Source organism: Apilactobacillus kunkeei, from assembly GCF_001421115.1.
Lineage (GTDB): Bacteria > Bacillota > Bacilli > Lactobacillales > Lactobacillaceae > Apilactobacillus > Apilactobacillus kunkeei_F.
Genome location: NZ_JXCW01000001.1, coordinates 182,863 through 204,951, shown reverse-complemented (window position 1 = coordinate 204,951; position 22,089 = coordinate 182,863). Strand labels below are relative to the sequence as shown.

The following is a 22,089-nucleotide window of genomic DNA, read 5'->3' as shown; positions in this document are numbered from 1 at the left end:
TTAAATTTTATTATTTACTAATTTGATCGTCGTACTTAGCTAAATTGTATTGTTTGATTAATGCAATTAAGTTTTTTGCGTAGTTAGGATCAGTTGCGTAACCGTTCTTTTGTAGCATCTTAGCTTGTTCTTCATAGCTCATGACGTTCTTTTGTTTAATGAAGTTTAGAGCTGTCACGGTACTGTGGTTTTCCACCGCATCATAGACGCTTGGATACTTTCTGAAAGTAGCAGGAATTGAAATCTTCTTCTTGTCACCTTCACGGACAACCTTAACGCCCTTACCGACTGGAGTATCGTTACTTACGTATTCATCAGTGTAGTATTGGATTGATTGTCCCTTATAAGTTCCCTTCACACCGAAGATGTTATAGGCCTTCTTGTATAGTTCTGATTGACCCCAGTTAGATTCTTGGATAGCTTGGGCAATCACAACACTTGGTAACACAACGTGTTGTTTGTTCCATACTTCAACGGCTGGTTTGGCGATTGTTTCAGCAAACTCATGACGCTTCTTTGCCGCTTCTTCTTGTGCTTCTTCAATTCTTTGTTGATCAGATTTTTGAATTTGGTTTTCTCGGATTGTACTGTGAATTTGTTTTGCAACCTTGTATCCACCAAATAATACAATCACAATTACAACTAACCAGACAATCTTCTTAGTTAAACTCATTTTCTTTTTTCTCATCATTTATCCTTCTTTTTTATATCGACAACACGATATTTTATTTCGTCATTCTCATCAACTGAGGCATATAATACGGAAGTTTTTTCTTCATTAAAGTAACCCAGATTAACAACCGGTTGACCATCGATTGTCTCAACGTCTTCAAAAGCATTCATCATGAACCTTCTTAGATAGCGCATTTTAGCAATATTTTCAGAAGCTGTCTCGTTGGCAGCTGTAAGGGTGAATCCCTTATCTAAGTAATGCTTAATTAATGTTACTTTATTTAAGTTTTCCATATTAAAAACGCGAGATCTACTCTTATCGTCCCTAATTGAGGTAATGTAACCTTTTTGTTCCCAGTAACGAAGTTGACGTGTTGACACGTCCATCATCTTGCTGACTTCCCCGATTTTAAAAATTAGACGATTAAGGTCGATTTTTTGGGGAAATAATTTCTTTAAGCCCGACATTTCAACGGTTCCTTTCGTGTAATCTACATAATAAATTTACCACAAATTTGGAACCCTTTCATTACTTTAATTGGGTACAGTAAATATTAAACACTATAATTATAAAGATTACATTAAAATTGCAAAGTTTTAATTAATTTGAAATTACTTTGTTACATTCTTGAAACATTAATCCCTTATCATATGAAATATATTGAGATAGAGAAAAAACGAGAGAGATTTTTTTATAAGAGAGAGGATTTTGAGAGATGAAAAAAATGATTACTAAAATTGCTATAACCGCAGCCGCGTTTACTTCACTACTATTTGCAGGTGCCGCTGCAAGTAACAACAACACTGCCCATGCTGATACTAATATCCAATTTACTTCAGTATATCGTGTTGCTAAGTCAAAACTAGGTGACCGTTACGTTTACGGCTCACAAGGTTCACGTACTTTTGACTGTTCTGGTTTTACAAAATACATATACAGACACGGTCTAGGTGTTAACTTACCTAGAACTGCACAACAACAATACCACTACTCTAAAAAAGTTGGTAAGAAGCACCTTAAAAAAGGTGATCTAGTATTTATCGGTTCATCAAAGAAGAGCATTTACCACGTTGGTATGTACATCGGTGGCGGTAAGATGATTGACGCTCAAAACCGTGGCGTTATCCGTGAAAGCATCCATGCTCCATGGTGGCACGTAGTAGCTTACGGTCGAGTAGCTTAATTTAATCTCTTAAAATCCAAAAAAAGACGATTACTAAATGTAATCGTCTTTTTTAATGTTTTCTTATTGAACGTTGTAATCTGTAATCTTGACTTGGTCGTCGCTGACTTCCATCTTAGTAAGGCTTCCGTTAGCTGGACGTTCAGTGACGTCATACTTACCTTCGCCGAAACGTTCAACTAAGCTCAATACGGCGTTCCCGTGACTAATTAATAGGACATTATCGCCATCATGAATGTTCTTATCGTTTCTAATCAGGTCTAGTCCTTGGTCCCAACGTTTCCAGTATTCTTCATTACTTTCAGCTTGATGGAAAGGATCTGCTTCTTTTAAGAAGTCCTTGGCCTTACCGATTGAATACTTGGTAACGATGTCTTTGAATGTTGGCAAACCATGTGGTGCACCAGCGACGTACCAGGTTTGATCCATATCATTTCCTTCGTAGTATCCGTAGAATTCTTCTCTTAGGTAGTTAGAAATTGTAGGTTCTTTTACAGAATCAGCCTTGTTACCATCTAAGATAATCTTGGCGGTGTGCATCGCTCTAGTGGTGTCACTGCAATAAGCAGCCGCAAAATGAGTATTAGCTAATTTATCAGCAGTCTTTTCGGCACCCGCTATTCCTTTATCGGTTAAAGGTGAATTACTCCACCCTTGCAAACGATTGTAAATGTTAAAGTATGTTTGTCCGTGACGGACAACGTATAGATTAAATGTGATAACATTCATCCCCTTTTTAAACTGGTAATAATAGAATATCACTAATAAAAAAAGTTAGACAATATTCTGCCTAACTTAATTCTGTATTATAGTATTTAGACGCAATCTTGTGGTAGCGCAATTTATCTAGCGTCTTATAAATTATCATTTGTAGTTCGTGTAGTTTAATGATAGTGTAGGAACTCAATTGGACTAAGATTAATCTTTCGGTACGATTGATAATCTCTTGGTTACTAGTCAAAGCTAGCAAGTCGCTATGGACCATCTCTGGCATGAATTCAATTATTTGTCCATCACTTAACTGAACATTTAATTTTTTAGTATTACCTTTTAGCAATGCCGTCATCCTCCTACTGATTTAACTTTATTTTACAACATTTGTATAATTTTGCAACTATATATGGTGATTAATATTTTTTATTTTTCCACATATTGTGGTGATGTTTTTATGATACGAAAAAAACATGCCTTTTTGACGTCGGTCTGTTAATATTAAGTATGAATTATATCAAAGGAGCTCTTCATTTTGAAAGCGATAAATTATCTGCGCTCTAAAATGTCCACTAGGTTAGGATTCTTCATTCTACTAGTTGTTTTATTTTGGGCTAAAACTATATACGCATATTTCACTGATTTTCAATTAGGACTTGCAAATCCATTTGAATACTTCATAGCATTCATTAATCCAATCGCAACTACCATGCTTTTGTTTGGACTTGCAATGTACATTAAATCAAGTCGATTATTTTACCCTATCATCCTATTGATTGATGGGTTAAACACTTTACTACTATATTTGAACGTTATTTATTACCGTGAATTTACCGACTTCATGACAGTAAGTACCATGACTGGTTACTCAAAAGTTAACCAAGGGCTTAGCGGTTCATCACTTGCACTTACCATGCCACATGATGTCTTCTACTGGTTAGATATCGTTTTAGTATTACTTCTACTATTATTTAGAGTAATTCGCATCGATAACAAGAAGTTCGGTGGTAAGGGTGCATTCGCCATTACTTCAGTCGCCATATTAATCTTCACCGCCAACCTATCATTTGGTGAAATGGCCAGACCACAACTTCTAACTAGAACTTTCGACCGTACATACATCGTTAAGTATCTTGGCGTCGATTCATTTACAGTTTATGACGCCATCTCCACTCAACACACTAAGGACTTGCGTGCGATGGCTACCAAGTCTGAAATGAATGACGTTAGAAAGTTCATCAACAAACATTATGCTGCCCCTGAAAGATCCATGTTTGGATTAGCCAAGGGTAAAAACGTAATCATCATTCACTTGGAAAGTTTCCAACAATTCCTAATCGATAAGAAGGTAAACGGCCAAGAAGTAACTCCATTCTTGAACAGTCTCTACCATAGTAAATCGACGATTGCCTTTTCTAACTTCTTCCACCAAGTGGGACAAGGAAAGACATCTGACGCTGAAAACATGCTAGAAACCAGCACCTACGGATTACCTCAAGGTTCTATGTTTACCCAATTTGGAAGCGACAACGTCTTCCAAGCAGCTCCTGCTATTTTGAAACAAGATAAGGGATACACTTCAGCTGTATTCCACGGAAACGTCGCTAGTTTCTGGAACCGAAACAACGTTTACAAGAACATGGGTTATCAATACTTCTTCGACGAAAGCTACTACGATACTTCCGGTGACAAAGCACTTGGTTACGGTTTGAAGGATAAATTATTATTCAGAGATTCCGTTAAGTACCTTGAAAGATTACAACAACCTTTCTACGCTAAGTACATCACTGTTACTAACCACTTCCCTTACTCAATCGATAGCGAAGACAGTAACTTTAAGACTACTAACACCGGTGATACTAAGGTTGATAACTACTTCAAGACTGCTCATTACCTAGATCAAGCCGTCCAAGAATTCTACGCGTACCTACAAAAATCAGGATTGTTGAAGAAATCAATCATCATGCTATATGGTGATCACTATGGTATTTCTAACTCAGAAAACCTAAGTCTTGCTAGAGCGTTGGGTAAAAACCCTAATGACTGGACTGACTTTGATAACGCCCAACTACAACGTGTTCCATTAATGTTTAACATCCCTGGCATGAAGAATGGTTACATCGACAAGACCTACGGTGGTGAAATTGATGTCTTGCCTACTCTACTTCACCTATTGGGTGTCAACACCAAGCGATACATTCAATTTGGAACCGACTTATTCTCCAAGAAACATGATACTGTCGTTGCATTTAGAAACCGTGATTGGGTAAGTACTAAGTACACTTCAATCAGCGGTACCATCTACAGCAACAAGACCGGTAAGGTAATTCACCCTACCCCCCATCAAAGAAAAGTCTTCAACAAGATGCAAGCTCGTGTTAACACCGAGTTATCATTCTCAGATGAACTAAACGAACAAAACTTACTTCGTTTCTACACTCCTAGTGGATTCACTCCCGTAAATCCTAAGGATTACAATTACCAAGATGGATTCCAAAAGGAACTTGGAGCTGAAACAGAATTGGGTAAGAAATCAACTAGTTTGTATGACAAACTTAAGAAGAAATCTACTCAATCCCTATACAAGACCGATGCACCAGAATTAAACCATTCAGGTGGATCATCTCGAATCTCCAAGAACAACAACGAAGATAACTAAAATAATGCGACCAATTGAAAGATTGGTCGTTTTTTATTTGCTTTAAACTAACTTAAAGGTAAAATGATTATAATTGGATTAAGAGATAGAGAAAAAGTGAGTTGAAATAATGAAACAATTTAAAAATAAAACCGTCGAATTGATTTATAGTCTGTTTATTATTTTCATCGCCGTTGCATCCGTTGTGATGGTTGGTCTAGACTACTTCGGCGTCATCAACATCTACCATGGTGTTTTAGGGAATATCTACTATGGTATCTGGATCTTTTACATTATTGATTACATATCTGGCTTTCTATTGGCCAAGAACCACAAGCAATTCTTATTAGAAACATCGTTGGACTTGATTTCACTAATTCCAGCCCACCCGATTTTTGTCGTATTTCGTCTATACCGTGTGATTAGAATCGTCCGTCACTACAACCTATTCTGGAAGTTTGGTTGGGACGGTAAAGTAACTGGTGGAATTCACCGTTTCATTTACGACACTGGTTTTATCTACCTATTCTCAATCAGTATCGTGATTTTAATCTTCAGTGCTTTGATTTACTCACACTTCGAACAACATGATTTATCCACCTCATTATGGTGGGCAATTACTACCGCCACTACCGTTGGTTACGGTGATATTTCGCCGCAAACCGCTGGTGGTAAACTAATTGCCGCTTTCCTAATGTTCGGTGGAATTGGTTTTATTGGTTTGTTGACCTCTACTATTACCGATTTCTTCACCCATGGAGATAAGGACGAAACAGACGATAAAATCGATCAATTAACCAGACAAATTGAAACTTTGACTAAAGAAGTGCAAAGCCTCGAAAAGACGGTCAAAAAAAATAGCACCCCATCAAAGGATGCTAAGAAAAAATAGTTTTTTATGATAATTGAGTACTGTGAATTGGTGCTCGGTTACCTGGATATAGGTCGTTCATAATCGCATTAATTGTGATTGGCACTTCACCGAATCCAGTTGCGATAATGGTTTGTTTACCATCGTATTTAGCTTGATCACCCACGGCGTAAATGTTTTTGATATTAGTTTGAAGATTGCCATCAACCTTTGTGGCGTGGTGGTCTTCTTCAATATCAACATTCCAGCCTTGCATGTCTTTATTATTAGAAATGAAGCCGTAATTTACCAGAATCTTATCAACATCAATATCGATGAATTCATCATCTGTCTTCATCTTCTTGGCGTGGACTCTAACTTGGTTATTGTCCACGTTTTCTAATGACTTAATCAAGTATGGAGTAACTAGTTTGACGCTTGATTGCTTCAATAAGTTGACGGTGTGTTCTAGTCCTCTAAATTCGTTTCGACGGTGCAACAAGTAAACTTCATCGGCAATGTCTTCTAGCATTAGTGCTTGATCGATTGCTGAATCACCACCACCCGCGACTAAAACTTTTTTATTTTTAAAGGCATCTAAGTCCGAAGCGGTGTATACTAGTTGTTGGTCTGAGATTGTTTCGGCACCATCAGAGCTTAGTTTACGTGGGTTAAATGCCCCGTTACCAACCGCAATAATGATGGCTTTAGTTTTGGTAATTCCCTTATTTGTGGTAACCTTGAAAACGTCGTCGTCTTTCTCAACGTTAACTACTGTTTGATTTAACTTAATGTCACCATCCATGGTGGCAAGTTGTTTCTTCAAGTTAGCCACTAAATCACGACCTGAAATCGCAGGATAGGCTGGGATATCTAGAATGGTTTTTTCTGGATATAATGCATTTACTTGTCCCCCTAGTTCTGAAAGACTTTCGATGATTTGGAATTTGGCGGTACGTAGTCCGGCATAAAAACCGGCAAACATTCCAACGGGACCTCCTCCAATTATCGTAATATCATAGATTTCATCTGACATTTTATTTTAACTCCTTTTATTTTGGTGTTATTTAATATATTATGTATCTTATAATTATACTTTAGCAAAGGAAGAACAATTATGCACAGCAAACGCAGAAAAATTATCATTGGAATTGTTTTGATTATTGAAGCAATTGCCCTATTCATCACTACCTCATGGATTTTCAGAGGTCGTGTCCTAAATGATGTAAAGGTAGATAAGACTAGAACGGCTACTATCTTCATCCCTGGTTATGGTGGTAACGCCGTTTCAACCGATGACTTCATTAATCAATTCAACGATCATGGCATTGCTAAGCGTTCTCTTCGTATTCATATTTCTAGCAAGGGTAAGGTTACTACCATGAAGAAATATGTCAAGAAGATTTCAGCTGACAACCCATTAGTTCAATTAATCTTTGAAGACAACACTCACCCAATCAAAGAAGCTAAACAAATGAAGAACGTGATGACTTACCTATACAAGACTTATCACATTAAATCAGTTAACTTCTTAGGACATTCATCAGGTGGTCAAATCGCCTACGAATACATGGTTAGAAACCCTAACCAAAAGAACGCTCCTAAGATTAACAAGTTCGTAAGTATCGCCAACGACTACCCAGCTGGTGACAAACGTGCTAAGAACTTACCACGTAACCTAAAGATTTTTAATATCGCTGGTGAAATTTACAACGTTGGTACCGATGGTGAAGAAGCCGTTGATATCGTTAAACCAATGGGTAAACTAGTTAAGCCTTACGTAAAGAGCTACCAATTCTACCTATACCGTGGAGATCCAATTTCTGCTGAACATTCAATGTTACATGAAAACCCAACATTGGATAAAACAATTGCTGAATTCCTATTTAGAAACTAGCAACCAAAATCTCGATTTCGTTTAGAAGTCGAGATTTTTTTATTAACAAATTTCTTATTTTCGTTAAATTTGTTCGTATTTATATGTCATTTCCTTAAAAACTTCTTAGTATCCCCTTTTATTTTGGACTGAAAGCCCATATAATTAAAGTTAATGAAAAATGTTCACGGACATAGATCCGTGAGGGGAATTAATATTGGGAGGGTTTTTCATTATGGCAAAGCAAAAAATTATCTTAGACGTTGATACAGGTGTCGATGACGCTATGGCTATCGCCTACGCTGTCGCTGCCCCTAACGCCGATTTAGTAGGTGTTGTGAACTCATACGGAAACGTATTGGTAGAACAAGCCGCTAAGAACTCACTAGAAATTCTAGACCTATTAGGTGCTACTGACGTACCAGTATTTGAAGGTGAACCACATTCACTAGAAACTGACAGTTTCGAAGTAATGGAAGTTTCAGCTCACATTCATGGTGTTAACGGTGTTGGGGAAGTTGAGTTACCAGCAAGTAGCCGCCAAGTAGAAGAACAATCAGGTGTCGACTTCATCATAGAAGCCGCTCACAAGTACGGTAAGGATCTAACAATCATACCTACTGGTCCACTTACCAACCTAGCCTTAGCATTACGTAAGGACCCATCAATTGCCGACTTAATCGGTAACGTTACTCTAATGGGTGGTGCTTTGACTGTCCCTGGTAACGTTTCTGATGCTGCTGAAGCAAACATCAACCAAGATGCTACTGCTGCAAACGAAGTATTCAGAAGCCCACTACACGATACTATGGTTGGTCTAGACGTTACATTAAGAACTTTACTAACTAAAAAAGAAACTCAACAATGGCGTGACCTAGGCACTGTTGCTGGTGAAAAGTTCGCTGATATCGTTGACTACTACATCGATATTTACGCTGAAATGTACCCACACCTAGGTGGTTGTTCACTACACGACCCATTAGCCGTTGGTGTCGCTTGTGACCCTAGCTTCGTTCAAACATTGGACTTAGACCTATTGGTTCACACTGGTGAATTAAACTACGGACGTACTACCGGTGATACTGCTCACCTAGACGATCCAAACCCTACTGCTAGTGTTGCTATCCAAGTAGATGAAAAGCGTTACCTAAAGACATTTATGGAATATTTGAACTACTTATTCGCCAACAACAAGTAAACAAAAAGGACTTAAACTTCTCGGTTAAGTCCTTTTTTATTTAGTCTTTAAAGTATTTGTGTAAGAAAACTTCGACCCCATCGTCATCGTGGTCGACGGTAACGTCTGTGGAAATTGACTTAATTTCATCGGAGGCGTTGCCCATCGCAACACCAACATTGGCAGCTTCAATCATTTCGTAATCATTTTCCGCATCACCAAATGCCATCAGGTTGGAAAAATCCATTTCTAAGTGCGTCAACAAGATATTTAAACCGTAAGCCTTGCTCATGTTTAATGGCAAAAATTCCATGATTTTGGGCTGAGAACGGACGATTTTATAATGGTCAGTAATTTCTGCTGGGAAATTAGCACGAGCATTATCCAATGTCGCAATTTGTTCTGACATGATGGCCTTACTGTATGGTTTGTCCTCTAATTCTTTGAAGTCCATTGGAACGAATTCAAGTGGTGAATTCAAGACTTCCTTATAAGTAGATTTAACCAAGTCGGTCAGTTCATAGACCTTTTCAAAGTCTAGGATGTCCAATGGTAAATCGTTATCCAATGCGTATTGGTGAATCAAAGAAAAGTCATCTAGGGTTAGTCCTTTTTGGTTTAACACCTTTTGATCATGGTTTCGAATTACCATGCCACCGTTGAATGTAATGGTGTAATCATTTTCTTCAGTCAAACCAAGTTGTTTTACATATGGCCAAACCGCATTGATTGGACGGCCGGTACAAAGTACGACCGCAATTCCTTTTTTATGTAATTTTTGTAGTGTTGAAACATTTTCATCACTAATTTCTTTGGCTGAATTCAATAGTGTGTTGTCTAAGTCCAGCGCAATCATTTTTATCATAATGTGACTCCTTTTGAGTGAATAAAAAAAACGACATTACAAAGTAATGCCGTCACTCTAAAATATTAAGCTTCCAACTGTGATTCTAATTCTTTTAGTTCAGTTTCACGAATGGAACGGGGTAAGAAACGACGAATTTCTTCCTCATTGTACCCAACTTCCAAACGTTTGTCATCAAACACAATAGGACGTTTGATAAGGTCTGGATACTTGACAACTAAATCTACCAAGTCTGATAGTGACAAGCTATCAAAATCGATGTTTAGCTTCTTGAAAATTTTGGATCTTGTTGAAATGATGTCTTCGCTCCCATTTTCAGTAAGACGTAAGATTTGTTTTACTTCGTCTGCATTCAATGGGTTAGAATTGATATTTCTTTCGCGGAAAGCAATATCGTGGCCCTTTAACCAGGCTCTAGCTTTACGACTGGATGCACTACTTGGTGCTACGTAAAGATTCAACATTTATATCACCCCTTAATCGCTTAATTTTTATAAAAACAATTATGGTTAGGTTAGTAGTACTTACTAAATGTAAATACAATTAACTGTAATTATCTTAACATACCTATAAGATAAATCAATTTAAATTTTTATTAAGAATAGGTAAATGTTAATCAAATCTTAATTTTTCATTTTAAAAAAAGTGATAAAATATACACAATAAAAGAAACGGAAGAATCATAACAATTTAAGATGGGGGTGGCTCGATGAAAATAAATCTTTTAGAGACAAGTGATACACACGGCTTTTTGTTCCCAACTAACTATGTAAACTTAAAGGACGATAAACCCTTTGGGGTGCTTCGTTGCGCTACAGCAATTAAGGATCTCAGAACCAAGCTGGATAACGTCGTAGCCATCGATAATGGAGATTTCTTGCAAGGTTCAGCACTAGCTTATTACATTGCCGAAATAAAAAAACAATCCGCACCGAAACAAATTAACGACACATTTAATGCTGTTGATTATGATTTTGGAGTATTAGGAAATCATGAGTTTAATTACGGATTATCATACCTACACAACACCATAAATGAGTGTAGTCGCCATTTTCTTTGTGCCAACATTATCGATGAAGATGGTAATCACCCATTTGGTAACTCATATGAAATTAAAGATATTAATGGTGTAAAGGTCGGATTCTTAGGTCTAACCACTCAAGGTACCACTAAGTGGGAAAAAAAATCCCATTTAGCTGGTCTAACCTTCCTTTCTGCCAAGGACACCGCAGCTAAATATATACCTGAAATGAGCGAAAAAACTGATTTAAACGTCATCGTTTATCACGGTGGAATCGAACGTGATGAAGAAGGTGTGCCAACCGAGGTCTTAAACGGTGAAAACGAAACATACGACATCTTAGCTCATGTTAAAGGTGTCGATGCCATCATCACCGGTCACCAACACAGAAAAATTGCTGGTCACCTATTGGGTGTGCCAATCATTCAACCAGGTCATCGTGGTCAATACATCGGACACATCGAATTAGACGTTCAACAAGATGACAATGGTAAATACTTTGTTCAATCCAGTGAATCCGAATTAATCCCAACCAAGAAATACCCTGTTGATCATGAAATCGCCAATAAGTTGGGCGACATTCAAAAACAAATCAACAAGTGGTTAGATGAACCAATGGCTCATATCGAAGGCTCAATGGAATTTGATAACGCCTTTGAAGCCCGTCTAAATAAGACTAGTTTCATTCAGTTCATTCAAAACATTCAGATGCAAACCATGGGAGTCGACCTTTCGGCAACCGCCCTATTTAATGATGAAGCTCACGGTTTTGAAAACCCGATTACAATGAGAAATATCATCACTAACTACGTTTACCCTAACAGTCTATCCGTGCTAAAGATTACCGGTGCCGAATTAAAGGCTGCCATGGAAACTAGCGCGAAGTACTTTGACTATCAAAACGGCAAGATTGGCGTGAACCATGACTACATCTTCCCTAAGCTAAAGCACTACAACTACGATATGTATGAAGGTGTCGACTACGTGATTAACGTCGCTAAACCAGTTGGTCACCGCATCGAAGACTTAACCTATCATGGTAAACCAATCGATGATGATGCCGAACTAAAAATCGTGTTAAACATCTATCGTGCTGTCGGTGGTGGTAACTACCAGATGTTTTCTCAAGACAAGATTATCAAGTCAGATGATCGCATGATGAGCCAAATAATCGCTGATTACTTAAGACAACACAAGACCATCAAGGCCGAAAACAATCATAACTTCAAGGTCATCTACAGACCATAAAAAAAGAGTTCCAAAACTTCATGTTTTGGGACTCTTTTTGGTTTAACAATAATAGCATTAAGCTTCTTTAACCGTATTATGATTGCGTTTCTTATTCTTACCAACGTATTGAACCGCTTTTAGTTCACGAATGGTAGTAACCTTAATCTTACCTGGATAAGTCAATTCATCTTGAATCTGATCCTTAACGTGTTTAGTTAATAACTTACTGTTATCATCATTTAACATTTCAGGATTTACAATAATTCTGATTTCACGTCCGGCTTGGATGGCATAGCTATCACGAACACCCTTGTGTTGGTTAGCAATGTTTTCTAGGTTACGTAAACGACTGACGTATTCTTCAATTGATTCACTTCTAGCTCCTGGACGAGCACCGGAAATGGCGTCGGCAGTGGCAACTAGAATGGCGATTGGGTCAGTTGGTTCAACATCACCGTGGTGAGAAGCAATTGAGTTAACAACGACTTCATTTTCACCAAAGGCCTCAGTTAGCTTGACCCCTAATTCAACGTGGGTGCCACCAACTTCGTGGTCAATGGCTTTACCAATATCGTGAAGTAATCCAGCGCGTTTAGCCAATTGGGTATTCAAACCTAATTCAGCGGCCAAGGCACCGGTTAATTGAGCAGTTTCAATTGAGTGGTATAAAACGTTTTGACCATAACTAGTTCTAAACTTCAACTTACCAATAATTTTCATCAAGTCAGGATGAACACGCCCGACGTGTAATGAGTGAACGACTGTTTCACCGGTTTCACGTAAAGCCGCGTTAACCTTTTGAGTAGTGGTATTAACCAGATACTCGATGTTGCTGTTGGTAAAGTGACGAGAAATAATTAGACTTTCAATAGTTGTACGAGCAATTTCTCTTCTAATTGGATCATGAGTAACGATGTGAAGTAGTAATGGGTAGTCTTCATCAAAGATTAAATCAGTTCCAGTTAGGGTTTGTAGTAGACGAACATGTTGTTCATCCTTACCAATTAACTTTGATTTGATGTCGCTACTTGGCAAGGCAATATTTCTTTCAATGTGACTTCTAGGTTCATCCCTAGGGCCTCTTTGAATGGCTTCGATTACTAAGTCATTAGCAATCTTGTTAGCGGCAACCTTGCTTTCGGATAAGTTGTACTTAACTTCGATGTCTTTTTCACGACGAAGAGCGTTTTCGGTATGATTCAACACAGCATGACGAGCATAGTTCTTGTCGATATGACTGATTGATTGAAGCGTCAATTCACGTTGTTGCCAAATGTCTTCGGCTTGGTGCATGACGTCATCGATATCATCTTGGACCTTAGCTTGTTCATCACTGCGTTCATTTAAATCATTAGTATATTTAGTTAGGCGGTTCTTCATTTGTTCCAAGTACTTTTCGTGTTGGTTCAAACGGTTTTCACGAGTGATATTTTCTTCTTTTTGAGATTCGATTTCATCGTCTGCAATCTTTTGGTATTGCATGATGTCTTCTTTGTCATCGGCAATAATTTGCTTAGCCTTAATGGCAGTTTCATCAGCGGTCTTTTGAAGATGTTGTTCGGCCTTGCTTTTGGCGGCGTCAACTTGACCCTTGATGCGCATATCACTAACCCAAAACCCTAATAAAGCACCAGCAATTAAAAATACTAATGCGGCTAGTTCAATCAAAAAGCGTCCTCCTTTCTGATTTTTTTATTTATTTTTTAACGAATATTAAACGTATTGTTTGATGGTGTTATTACACACTATCTATAATAACATTTAACCCCCTATTTGATACACTGAAAGTTTTTAAAATTACGAAAAAGGCGCTAGATTCAACATCTAACGCCTTTAATATTATTTAAAATATTTGTTCAAAAATCCCTTAATTGTATCAACATACAATTTTGGATTAGTTTGATAAGAAGCAGCATGGGCTGCATTTTTCACAACAAGTAGTTGTTTTGGTCCCTTGCTAGCCTTGTATAGTGGGTAAACCATGCGAGTTGGTACGAACTTATCATTGGCGCCATGGATGAATAGCATTGGACGGTGGTTCTTCTTCACTTGATCTAGTGATGAAGCTTCGTACATGCTGTATCCGGCTCTAATGTGGGTAATTCCACTTAGGATTGGAACCAGTGGCCAACGTGGGAATGCTGGCATATGGTAAAGTTGACCGGCTTCGTAGTTAATTTCATCGGAAACACTGGTGTAACCACAGTCTTCGATGAATGCTTTGACTTGGTGTGGAACGTCTTTTTCACCCGATACCATCATGGTAGTAGCTCCACCCATGCTGACACCAAACATCACGATTTCAGTCTTTGGTCCTTGGTACTTGAGGACCTTTTTCATCCATTTAATGTAGTCCAAACGATCTGGCCAACCGTAGCCAACGTAGTTACCCTCACTTTGACCTTGGCCCCTATCATCGGGAGTTAAAACGTTGTATCCCATTTGATGGAAAATGTAGGCATAAGGTGCCATCTTTTCCTTACTACCCATGTAACCGTGAGCAATCACAACGGTCTTGTTGGTCTTTTTGTCGGCTGGAATGTAGTTAGCCACCAGCTTTAAGTTACCGGTCGCAGACTTTTGAGTCCAGTGAATCTTTTTGACGTCGTAGTACCACTTGGTTCCCGCATATAGTGGTGAATTCTTCTTAACTTTATCGTTACTTAAGAAGGTCTTGTGTGAAGGAACCACGGCGACGTTGTAGAAGTACATCCCCGCACCCACAAAACCAACGACCGTTAATACGATTAATGTAATCACGGTCGCTAATAATATTTTAGTTTTCTTTTTCAAGATAGTGCTCTCCATTTCAGTATGTAATAATTCGAGTATAGAGTTTCAATAAATAAAAAGCAACTACCCGCCAATTTGACGCATTTTCGGTTATAATATGCGTAGAGGTGTTGTAAATGTTTCCGATTCGATTAAGAGCTCTTCGTAAAGGGCAACATATCAGTATGAACCAACTTGCAAACAATCTAAACGAAAGATTTCCAGAAGATGAACACAAAAATACCCCATCACAAATTGGTAATTGGGAACGTGGGATTCGTTCACCTTCGTATGTCGAAATCAAAAAACTGGCATTGTACTTCAACGTCAGCATGGATTATTTGACAGGAAGAACTTCTGTTGAACATTTCAATCTAGGTAGCGTCTTGATGGAAAAAAATGAACTAACCTTTGGTAATCACACTTTGGATCAACAAGATCGATACGAAGTATACCAACTTATCAATGGTTATCTTCATGGCAAGGACCGTCAATACTTAGAAGACGGTGAACAACCAGAAGCATACCAAGAAGAACTTAATTTAAATTTTGATGATTATAAAATGTAAAAAAACTCCAGAATATTTTCTGGAGTTTTTTTCGTAATTGTACATAGCACTCATTTTTTGTTTTTTAGTCGATGAAAGATATGTGGTCTGCCAACATATGCCCATGTCATCAATAAGAAATAACCTAACCAAAACACAATAAATGCGACGGCGCGGAACCAATAGTATTGCCATAAATCCATATCTTTCACCTCATTTGTTTTAGATTACTTTTCGTTCGTATGGTTCAGTACTAATTTGTTCATCCAAAATAGTCTTGCACCATTCCTTTGCTGAGAATAATGAATGATCACGGTAGTTACCACAGCTTTCTGCAGTAGTACCTTGAACATCTTCCCATTCGATGTCATCTCTGATTGCTCGTAATGAATCTTTTAATGCTAACGCTACCTTATCGTTTCCAGGGTTACCCCAGGTGATTAAATGAAAACCAGTACGACAACCGAATGGTGAACAGTCGATAACGCCGTCTAAACGGTCACGTAATAGTCCTGCAAGTAAATGTTCAATGGTATGTAATCCGGCAGTTGGGATTGCTTCTTCATTTGGTTGAACTAGACGTAAATCAAAGTTAGCAATTGTATCGCCGTTTGGTCCATGTTCTTCTGTGATTAAACGCACGTAAGGTGCCTTTACTGCTGTGTGATCTAATGTAAAACTTTCTACCTTTGTTTCTACTTTTGCCATAATAATCTTCCTTTCAAAAACGAATTAGTATTTAAATGCTGGTAAAGATACGCCCTTGTATTCCTTTTCGATTAGGTCGTATACCGCTTTAGAATGGTATGCGTTAACCACCTCCTTATAGGTCTTGTTGTTTTCTTCTGAAGTCTTAGTTACCAAGATGTTAATCCATGGCTTGTTGTATGAATCGTTGATGTTTGGTGCGATTGCATAGATTGAATCCTTAGATGGGTTCAAGTGGTTGGCTTGAACGAAGTTTGAGTTAGTAATACCAGCTGCGAAGTTAGGTAATAACTTGATGATAGCTGCTGGGTCGACTTCGATAATTTGTAATTTCTTAGGGTTACTTGTGATATCAGATACTGTTGGTGAGTATCCTTTAGCTGGGTTAGTCTTGATTAATCCGGCTTTTTCCAATACCTTCAAAGCTCTACCGGCGTTAGTTGGGTTATTTGGAATGGCAATCTTGTCGCCTTCCTTTAGATCCTTAACGTTCTTAATCTTCTTTGAGTAAATGTTTAAAGGTTGGATATAAGTGTTACCAATTGCGGTAAGCTTGTAGTTCTTTTGGCTTACTTCTTGGTGTAAGAATGCATAGTGTTGGAATGAGTTAATATCAATTTGACCACTGTTGGTTGCTTGGTTTAATGCTTCACCGTCACTGAATACTTTTACGTCAGCGTAGATGTGTTTGCTTGCTAGTTCCTTGTTGACTTGTTTCCAGATTGGCACGTCGTTACTACCGATAATTCCGACGGTAACTACCTTTTTGCCCTTGGCGCTTTCGCCTGACTTGCTGTGACCAGATACGATAATGAAACCTAATACAACGACTAGAATCGCTACTAATATAGCTGATAAACTAGCGACTTTCTTTTTATTATGACTACTCTTTTGACTCATATAAAACGCTCCTTTAGCGGGTTAATAATTCCGCGATTAATGTTCCAATGACTTGGACGATTGTAACTAATATTAGTAATACGATGATGCAGGCCATCGTTACATCGAATTGGTTTTGTTGGTATCCGTATTGAATGGCGAAGTTTCCTAGGCCACCTCCACCAACAACTCCGACGATGGCGGTTAGTCCGATTAGACTAACGATTGTGGTAGTAGTCATTCTAGTGATACTGATGATGCCTTCATGTAGATAGATTGACTTCACAATTTGAAAGTTACTTAAGCCGATTGCCTTACCGGTTTCAATCAAACCAGAATCAATTTCGTTTAGCGCTGATTCAATCTGACGGGCAAAGAATGGTGTAATTCCGACAACTAATGGGAAGATGGTCCCGGTTACCCCAATCGCAGTTCCAGAAATCAATGTGGTTAGTGGAATTAGTGCCACGATTAGGATGATGAATGGAATACTTCTGAATAAATTGATTAGTTTATCGAAGATGTTAAAGATGATGAAGTTTGGTTTAATTCCATCGTGCTTCATGACTACCAAGATGACTGCGATAATCAAACTGATGATTAATGAAATGATTCCGGATAAAATCACCATTTCGATTGTTTCAACAATTGATTGGGTAAATTCAGGCCAGTTCGTTCCAACGTTTGGAAATAGACTATTCAACATCGTTAATCACCTCCACTTCAATTCCAATGTTTAGTTTTAATTCCTTGTAAGCATTTTCGATATCTTCCTCGTTTCCTTCAACGGAGATTATCAACCCACCGATGAGTTTGCCTTGGATTAATTTGATATCGCCCAACAAGATACTGATGTCGACGTTGTACTTTCTAGATACCAATGAAATAACGGGATCAATCGTGTTTTCATTGTTGTAAGTCACCCGAATCAAGCGGTGGCCTTCAGGTAAACCCAGTGCTTGGTACAATCCCTTTGAAACGTTTAAGTTGGTGGTTGTCTTAACGAAACGTTTTGTAATCTCTTCTTTTGGATGGGAGAACACATCGTAGACGTTTCCAGTCTCAACAATTCGACCATTATGTAGAACCGCAACATCTTCGCAGATTTGCTCAATGACTTTCATTTCATGGGTTACCACAACGACTGTGATATTAAGTTTTTGATTTAGTTCTTTTAAGATTTCCAAAATTGAATCCGTTGTTTCCGGATCCAATGCACTAGTTGCTTCATCACAAAGCAATACCTTCGGGTCATTAATCAATGCTCTGGCAATCGCTACTCTTTGTTTTTGGCCTCCGGAAAGTGAATTTGGATATGCATCCGCTTTATCGGATAGACCAACCAATGATAGTAGTTCGTTAACCTTTTCCGCGGTCTGTTTCTTACCGATTTTCTTGTACTTAATCGGTAGTTCGACGTTTTCAGCAATCGTTCTTTGAGGCATCAAGTTGAACTGTTGGAAAATCATACTGATTTCACTTCTCAAGTTGATTAATCCTTTTTCACTCAGTTCATTGACCACCGTATCAAGATATTTGATGGATCCTGAAGTTGGTAGCTCCAAACCGTTAATACAACGAATTAACGTTGATTTACCGGCTCCAGAATATCCGATGATTCCGAATATCTTACCTTGTTCAATTTTTAAATTTACACCGGACAAAACCTCGTTTTGTCCTTCGGCAGTTTCAAACGTTTTATTGACGTTTTCAAAACTGATAATGTCGGTCTTACCCATATCTTCACCTCCTAATAAAAAACGGCATCCCTCGATTACTTAAAATCAAAGGACGCCGTTAGCGTGGTACCACCCAGTTTGGTAATTTCCATTACCCACTCATCGTAAATTACGATTAATTGAATATCGGTAATTGACCGCATCCATTGCTGGACGATACCTCCTAGACCATCTATAGAAAAATTAGCTTGCTGCTTTTCACCATCCGCAGCTCTCTATCAAAGTAATTAATCTACTCTTCTATTCATTGGTATGTTTTGTTTATTATTCGCCCCAAATCTTCTTAGCAGTGTCGACTACTAATCGAATCTTGGCCCATTGTTGTTCTTCTGTTAGGTGGTTTCCTTCTTCAGTTGAAGCAAAACCACATTGAGTACTTAATGATAAGTGTTTTAAATCTACATATTCGGTAGCTTCATTCACACGTTGGATTAAGACCTTTTGATCTTCTAGTTCTGGACGCTTGCTGGTAACTAAACCTAAGACAACGTCCTTACCCTTTGAAACTTCAGCAAGTGGTGCGAAGTCTCCTGAACGGTCGTCATCAAATTCTAGGTAGTATGCTTGAACGTTTTCCTTACCAAATAGTGTTTTGGCAACCGGAGCATAACCACCCTTTGATGCCCATGTTGATGCGTAGTTACCACGACATACATGAGTACTGATACGTAAGTCTTCAGGTAAATCACGAATAGCTTCGTTGTTGAATTTTAGGTTTAAATCTAGTAATTGTTGTAGGTTATCAAAACCATCTTTTACTAATGCCCAACCATCTGGATCAGCAAGTAATCCCCAGGTACAGTCGTCTAACTTAACGTCGCGACAACCGGCATCGTATAGAGCAAGGATTAAATCATGATATGCCAAACCTAAATCATGAATTAATGCGTCGGTGTCAGTTCCGTAAACCTTTTGTAAGGCGGCGACATTTTCAGGCCCTCTGACTAGTTCTAAGTAGCATTGAGCTGGTGATGGAATGCTTTGTCTAGCAATCACTTCATCGTTGTCTTCAACCAATGATTGTAAGTACTTGAATGCTAATAAGTCAGGATGATTAGGATTGAACTTAATCTTGCCATCTAATTGTGCTGAGTCATTTCTGGTTTCAACGTCATGGAAGATATATCCATGTTCTTGTTTGGTATGTTTGATGCCATCAAAACCCCAGAAGGTATCTAAATGCCAGTAGCTACGACGAAATTCACCGTCGGTAACAATCTTTAAACAGTTAGCAATTTCTTTTTCGACTAAATCTTTGATCAACTTGTTTTCAATCTCAGTTAATTCTGCTTTAGTTATCTTTTCGTTACTGAAGTCTTCTCTTGCTTGTTTTAGTTCCTCTGGTCTTAAGAAACTACCTACGATATCAAAATGTTTTTGCCTAGTTGCTACTTGTGTCATATCAATCACTCCTCTAAAGTTTTAATGGATTTTTTATCAAATAAAAAAATCCGCTCCTAGTATAAATACTAGAAGCGGATTCCGCGGTACCATTCTAATTTGGATGCAGCTTACACTACATCCCTCACTAACGTCAATCAACGTGTGCAATTAATAATGGTTGCCACCCCATCAGCGTTTAAGTATCGACGCTGCCAATTAACGGGCCATCTTCACCTTTGTCGAATCGATCTACTCACAGCTACCGTAGACTTTCTGAACTATCTTCAAGGGTTACTCTCCCGATCTTTTTGTTGTCTGATTTATTTGATTGACTAAATATTAATGCCGCAAATAATAAAAGTCAACACTTTTTATCATATTTTTCTAATTTATTTTTAATCAAACAAATAAAAAGACCGCTATTGTGGTCTTTTGAAAGGTATAATATTTTTAATCTTTTGGTAGATTTGGATTGTCTAAATGGTTAATTTGCCCCTTAAACTCGTCAGCATTAACTTCGATATCCTTGCTGTGATCCTTACCAGTTTCACCGTATGAAACCATGTAATCGGCAGCTTCACCGTGTTCTACGATATCTAGTCCGGCTCTTTCTTCTTCTTCAGTTACACGCATTGGCATTACTAGTTTTAATAATGAAATAATAATTGCACAGGCCACTGCAACGAAGATGATTGTTACTAGAGTAGCGATGATTTGAGTTAGGAATAACTTGAAACCACCACCGTAGAATAGACCGTTGTCTACAACTGAGCTGTTTACCGCCTTAGTGGCAAATAGCCCCGTCATGATACTTCCGACCATTCCTGAAACACCGTGACAACCGAATGCATCAAGTGTGTCATCGGCACCTACTTTAGCCTTTAGCACGTTTACGTAGAAGTAACTTACTAGAGTAGCAACGATACCGATTGCAAATGCACCGGCGATAGTTACGAAACCAGCTGCTGGAGTGATACCAACAAGTCCACAAAGTGTACCAGTACAGATACCACCCAATTGTGGCTTACCTACAAAGTGCATGTCTAATAGCATCCATACCATCATTGAAGTTGCGGCAGCAACAGTTGATGTCATGGTAGCTTGCATTGCGACATTGTTGACACCTAGAGCTGATCCGGCATTGAAACCATACCAACCAATCCAAAGAATGGTAGTACCTAGCAATACCCATGAAAGGTTGTAGTGCTTAGTTTCTTTACCGAAGTTTAGACGCTTACCTAGGTAAATTGATAATACCAACGCAGTAACCCCTGCATTAATATGTACGACAGTTCCACCAGCAAAGTCTAAAGTGCCTAGCTTTGCTAAGAATCCAGTTGGTGACCATACCATGTGTACCATTGGGTAGTAAATGATAATTGACCATAGGATTACAAACCATAATAAGAACTTGAAACGAATACGACCAACAATCGCACCAACGAATAGCGCTGGAGTAATAACCGCAAACATCATTTCAAAGATTGAGTAAATGCTTACTGGAATCTTAGTTGGTGTTAGTGATGTAAGATCAATTCCATTCATAAATGGATGGGCTAGGTTTCCAATAAAGCCACCTAAATCACCTGAGAATGATAAACTGTATCCGATAATCACCCAAAGAATCGCAGCTAAACCAGTCATAATGAATACTGACATGGTAGTGTTAACAACGTTTTTCTTTGAAACTAGGCCCCCGTAGAAGAATGCTAGACCTGGTGTCATAAACAGAACTAAAATACTTGAAATAAAAACAAATCCCGTACTTGCTAAATCCATCAATATCTACCTTCATTTCCTTATAATGTTATATCATGTAACATATTATATCATTAA

General features: G+C 38.3%; 22 protein-coding genes. 7 read left to right on the top strand and 15 right to left on the bottom strand.

What is annotated here, in order from left to right; all coding sequences use genetic code 11:
- Positions 1-10: 10 nt before the first annotated feature.
- A complete protein-coding gene (locus RZ55_RS00940) occupies positions 11-688 on the bottom strand; it encodes a glycoside hydrolase family 73 protein (RefSeq protein ID WP_053792397.1) in 678 nt (225 codons plus the stop codon).
- Complete coding sequence (locus RZ55_RS00935) at positions 688-1,140, bottom strand: MerR family transcriptional regulator (protein WP_057175500.1); 453 nt, start codon at positions 1,138-1,140, stop codon at positions 688-690. Before RZ55_RS00935 ends, RZ55_RS00940 begins: the two co-directional genes overlap by 1 nt.
- Positions 1,141-1,397: 257 nt before the next feature.
- Between RZ55_RS00935 and RZ55_RS00930 the strand changes: the two genes are divergently transcribed.
- Complete coding sequence (locus tag RZ55_RS00930) at positions 1,398-1,856, top strand: C40 family peptidase (protein WP_347230234.1); 459 nt, start codon at positions 1,398-1,400, stop codon at positions 1,854-1,856.
- Between the two features lie 63 nt (positions 1,857-1,919).
- Here the strand turns inward: RZ55_RS00930 and RZ55_RS00925 are convergent, their stop codons facing one another.
- Together RZ55_RS00925 and RZ55_RS00920 are read right to left on the bottom strand one after the other, a co-directional pair.
- Complete coding sequence (locus RZ55_RS00925) at positions 1,920-2,585, bottom strand: histidine phosphatase family protein (protein WP_053792395.1); 666 nt, start codon at positions 2,583-2,585, stop codon at positions 1,920-1,922.
- Positions 2,586-2,646: 61 nt separating this feature from the next.
- The gene (locus RZ55_RS00920; protein WP_034530962.1) at positions 2,647-2,913 is read right to left on the bottom strand and encodes a hypothetical protein; all 267 of its coding nucleotides are present in this window, start codon (positions 2,911-2,913) and stop codon (positions 2,647-2,649) included.
- 198 nt (positions 2,914-3,111) lie between these two features.
- Between RZ55_RS00920 and RZ55_RS00915 the strand changes: the two genes are divergently transcribed.
- Positions 3,112-5,226, top strand: coding sequence for an LTA synthase family protein (locus tag RZ55_RS00915; protein ID WP_431354837.1), 2,115 nt, complete (start codon positions 3,112-3,114; stop codon positions 5,224-5,226).
- A gap of 109 nt (positions 5,227-5,335) precedes the next feature.
- The gene (locus RZ55_RS00910) at positions 5,336-6,097 is read left to right on the top strand and encodes a potassium channel family protein (protein WP_057175498.1); all 762 of its coding nucleotides are present in this window, start codon (positions 5,336-5,338) and stop codon (positions 6,095-6,097) included.
- A gap of 4 nt (positions 6,098-6,101) precedes the next feature.
- Here the strand turns inward: RZ55_RS00910 and RZ55_RS00905 are convergent, their stop codons facing one another.
- Positions 6,102-7,091, bottom strand: a complete 990-nt coding sequence (locus RZ55_RS00905) for an NAD(P)/FAD-dependent oxidoreductase (protein WP_057175497.1) — start codon at positions 7,089-7,091, stop codon at positions 6,102-6,104.
- Positions 7,092-7,172: 81 nt separating this feature from the next.
- Here RZ55_RS00905 and RZ55_RS00900 point away from each other — a divergent pair, with 81 nt between their 5' ends.
- Complete coding sequence (locus RZ55_RS00900) at positions 7,173-7,952, top strand: alpha/beta hydrolase (protein ID WP_053796220.1); 780 nt, start codon at positions 7,173-7,175, stop codon at positions 7,950-7,952.
- A gap of 214 nt (positions 7,953-8,166) precedes the next feature.
- Positions 8,167-9,129, top strand: a complete 963-nt coding sequence (locus RZ55_RS00895) for a nucleoside hydrolase (protein ID WP_041152831.1) — start codon at positions 8,167-8,169, stop codon at positions 9,127-9,129.
- A gap of 40 nt (positions 9,130-9,169) precedes the next feature.
- Here the strand turns inward: RZ55_RS00895 and RZ55_RS00890 are convergent, their stop codons facing one another.
- Both RZ55_RS00890 and spx read right to left on the bottom strand, forming a co-directional pair.
- A complete protein-coding gene (locus RZ55_RS00890) occupies positions 9,170-9,973 on the bottom strand; it encodes a Cof-type HAD-IIB family hydrolase (RefSeq protein ID WP_054482816.1) in 804 nt (267 codons plus the stop codon).
- A gap of 65 nt (positions 9,974-10,038) precedes the next feature.
- Positions 10,039-10,437: a transcriptional regulator Spx gene (spx, locus tag RZ55_RS00885; RefSeq protein WP_034534086.1), complete on the bottom strand. Its 399-nt coding sequence runs from the start codon at positions 10,435-10,437 to the stop codon at positions 10,039-10,041.
- A gap of 245 nt (positions 10,438-10,682) precedes the next feature.
- Here spx and RZ55_RS00880 point away from each other — a divergent pair, with 245 nt between their 5' ends.
- A complete protein-coding gene (locus RZ55_RS00880; RefSeq protein WP_057175496.1) occupies positions 10,683-12,242 on the top strand; it encodes a bifunctional metallophosphatase/5'-nucleotidase in 1,560 nt (519 codons plus the stop codon).
- Between the two features lie 57 nt (positions 12,243-12,299).
- Here RZ55_RS00880 and rny read toward each other — a convergent pair whose 3' ends face one another.
- Together rny and RZ55_RS00870 are read right to left on the bottom strand one after the other, a co-directional pair.
- A complete protein-coding gene (rny, locus tag RZ55_RS00875) occupies positions 12,300-13,892 on the bottom strand; it encodes a ribonuclease Y (RefSeq protein ID WP_034534092.1) in 1,593 nt (530 codons plus the stop codon).
- 171 nt (positions 13,893-14,063) lie between these two features.
- Positions 14,064-15,017 carry an alpha/beta hydrolase gene (locus tag RZ55_RS00870; protein ID WP_057175495.1) on the bottom strand — a complete coding sequence of 318 codons (954 nt, stop codon included), beginning with the start codon at positions 15,015-15,017 and terminating at the stop codon, positions 14,064-14,066.
- Positions 15,018-15,133: 116 nt separating this feature from the next.
- On the opposite strand from RZ55_RS00870, the gene RZ55_RS00865 reads away from it, so the two are divergent.
- Positions 15,134-15,565, top strand: a complete 432-nt coding sequence (locus RZ55_RS00865; protein WP_034530974.1) for a helix-turn-helix domain-containing protein — start codon at positions 15,134-15,136, stop codon at positions 15,563-15,565.
- A gap of 201 nt (positions 15,566-15,766) precedes the next feature.
- Here the strand turns inward: RZ55_RS00865 and RZ55_RS00860 are convergent, their stop codons facing one another.
- From RZ55_RS00860 to RZ55_RS00835, 6 genes are all read right to left on the bottom strand, one after another.
- Complete coding sequence (locus RZ55_RS00860) at positions 15,767-16,252, bottom strand: S-ribosylhomocysteine lyase (RefSeq protein ID WP_053796214.1); 486 nt, start codon at positions 16,250-16,252, stop codon at positions 15,767-15,769.
- A 24-nt stretch (positions 16,253-16,276) separates the two neighbouring features.
- Positions 16,277-17,152, bottom strand: a complete 876-nt coding sequence (locus tag RZ55_RS00855; RefSeq protein WP_057175494.1) for a MetQ/NlpA family ABC transporter substrate-binding protein — start codon at positions 17,150-17,152, stop codon at positions 16,277-16,279.
- Positions 17,153-17,165: 13 nt separating this feature from the next.
- On the bottom strand, positions 17,166-17,837 hold the full coding sequence (locus RZ55_RS00850; RefSeq protein WP_057175493.1) for a methionine ABC transporter permease: 672 nt from the start codon (positions 17,835-17,837) through the stop codon (positions 17,166-17,168).
- Positions 17,827-18,870, bottom strand: a complete 1,044-nt coding sequence (locus tag RZ55_RS00845; RefSeq protein ID WP_057175492.1) for a methionine ABC transporter ATP-binding protein — start codon at positions 18,868-18,870, stop codon at positions 17,827-17,829. The genes RZ55_RS00850 and RZ55_RS00845 overlap by 11 nt, the downstream gene beginning before the upstream one ends.
- Positions 18,871-19,134: 264 nt before the next feature.
- Complete coding sequence (locus tag RZ55_RS00840; RefSeq protein ID WP_057175491.1) at positions 19,135-20,271, bottom strand: 5-methyltetrahydropteroyltriglutamate--homocysteine S-methyltransferase; 1,137 nt, start codon at positions 20,269-20,271, stop codon at positions 19,135-19,137.
- Between the two features lie 432 nt (positions 20,272-20,703).
- Positions 20,704-22,032 (bottom strand): ammonium transporter, encoded by a 1,329-nt coding sequence (locus RZ55_RS00835; RefSeq protein WP_057175490.1) that lies wholly within the window; start codon positions 22,030-22,032, stop codon positions 20,704-20,706.
- Positions 22,033-22,089: the final 57 nt, after the last annotated feature.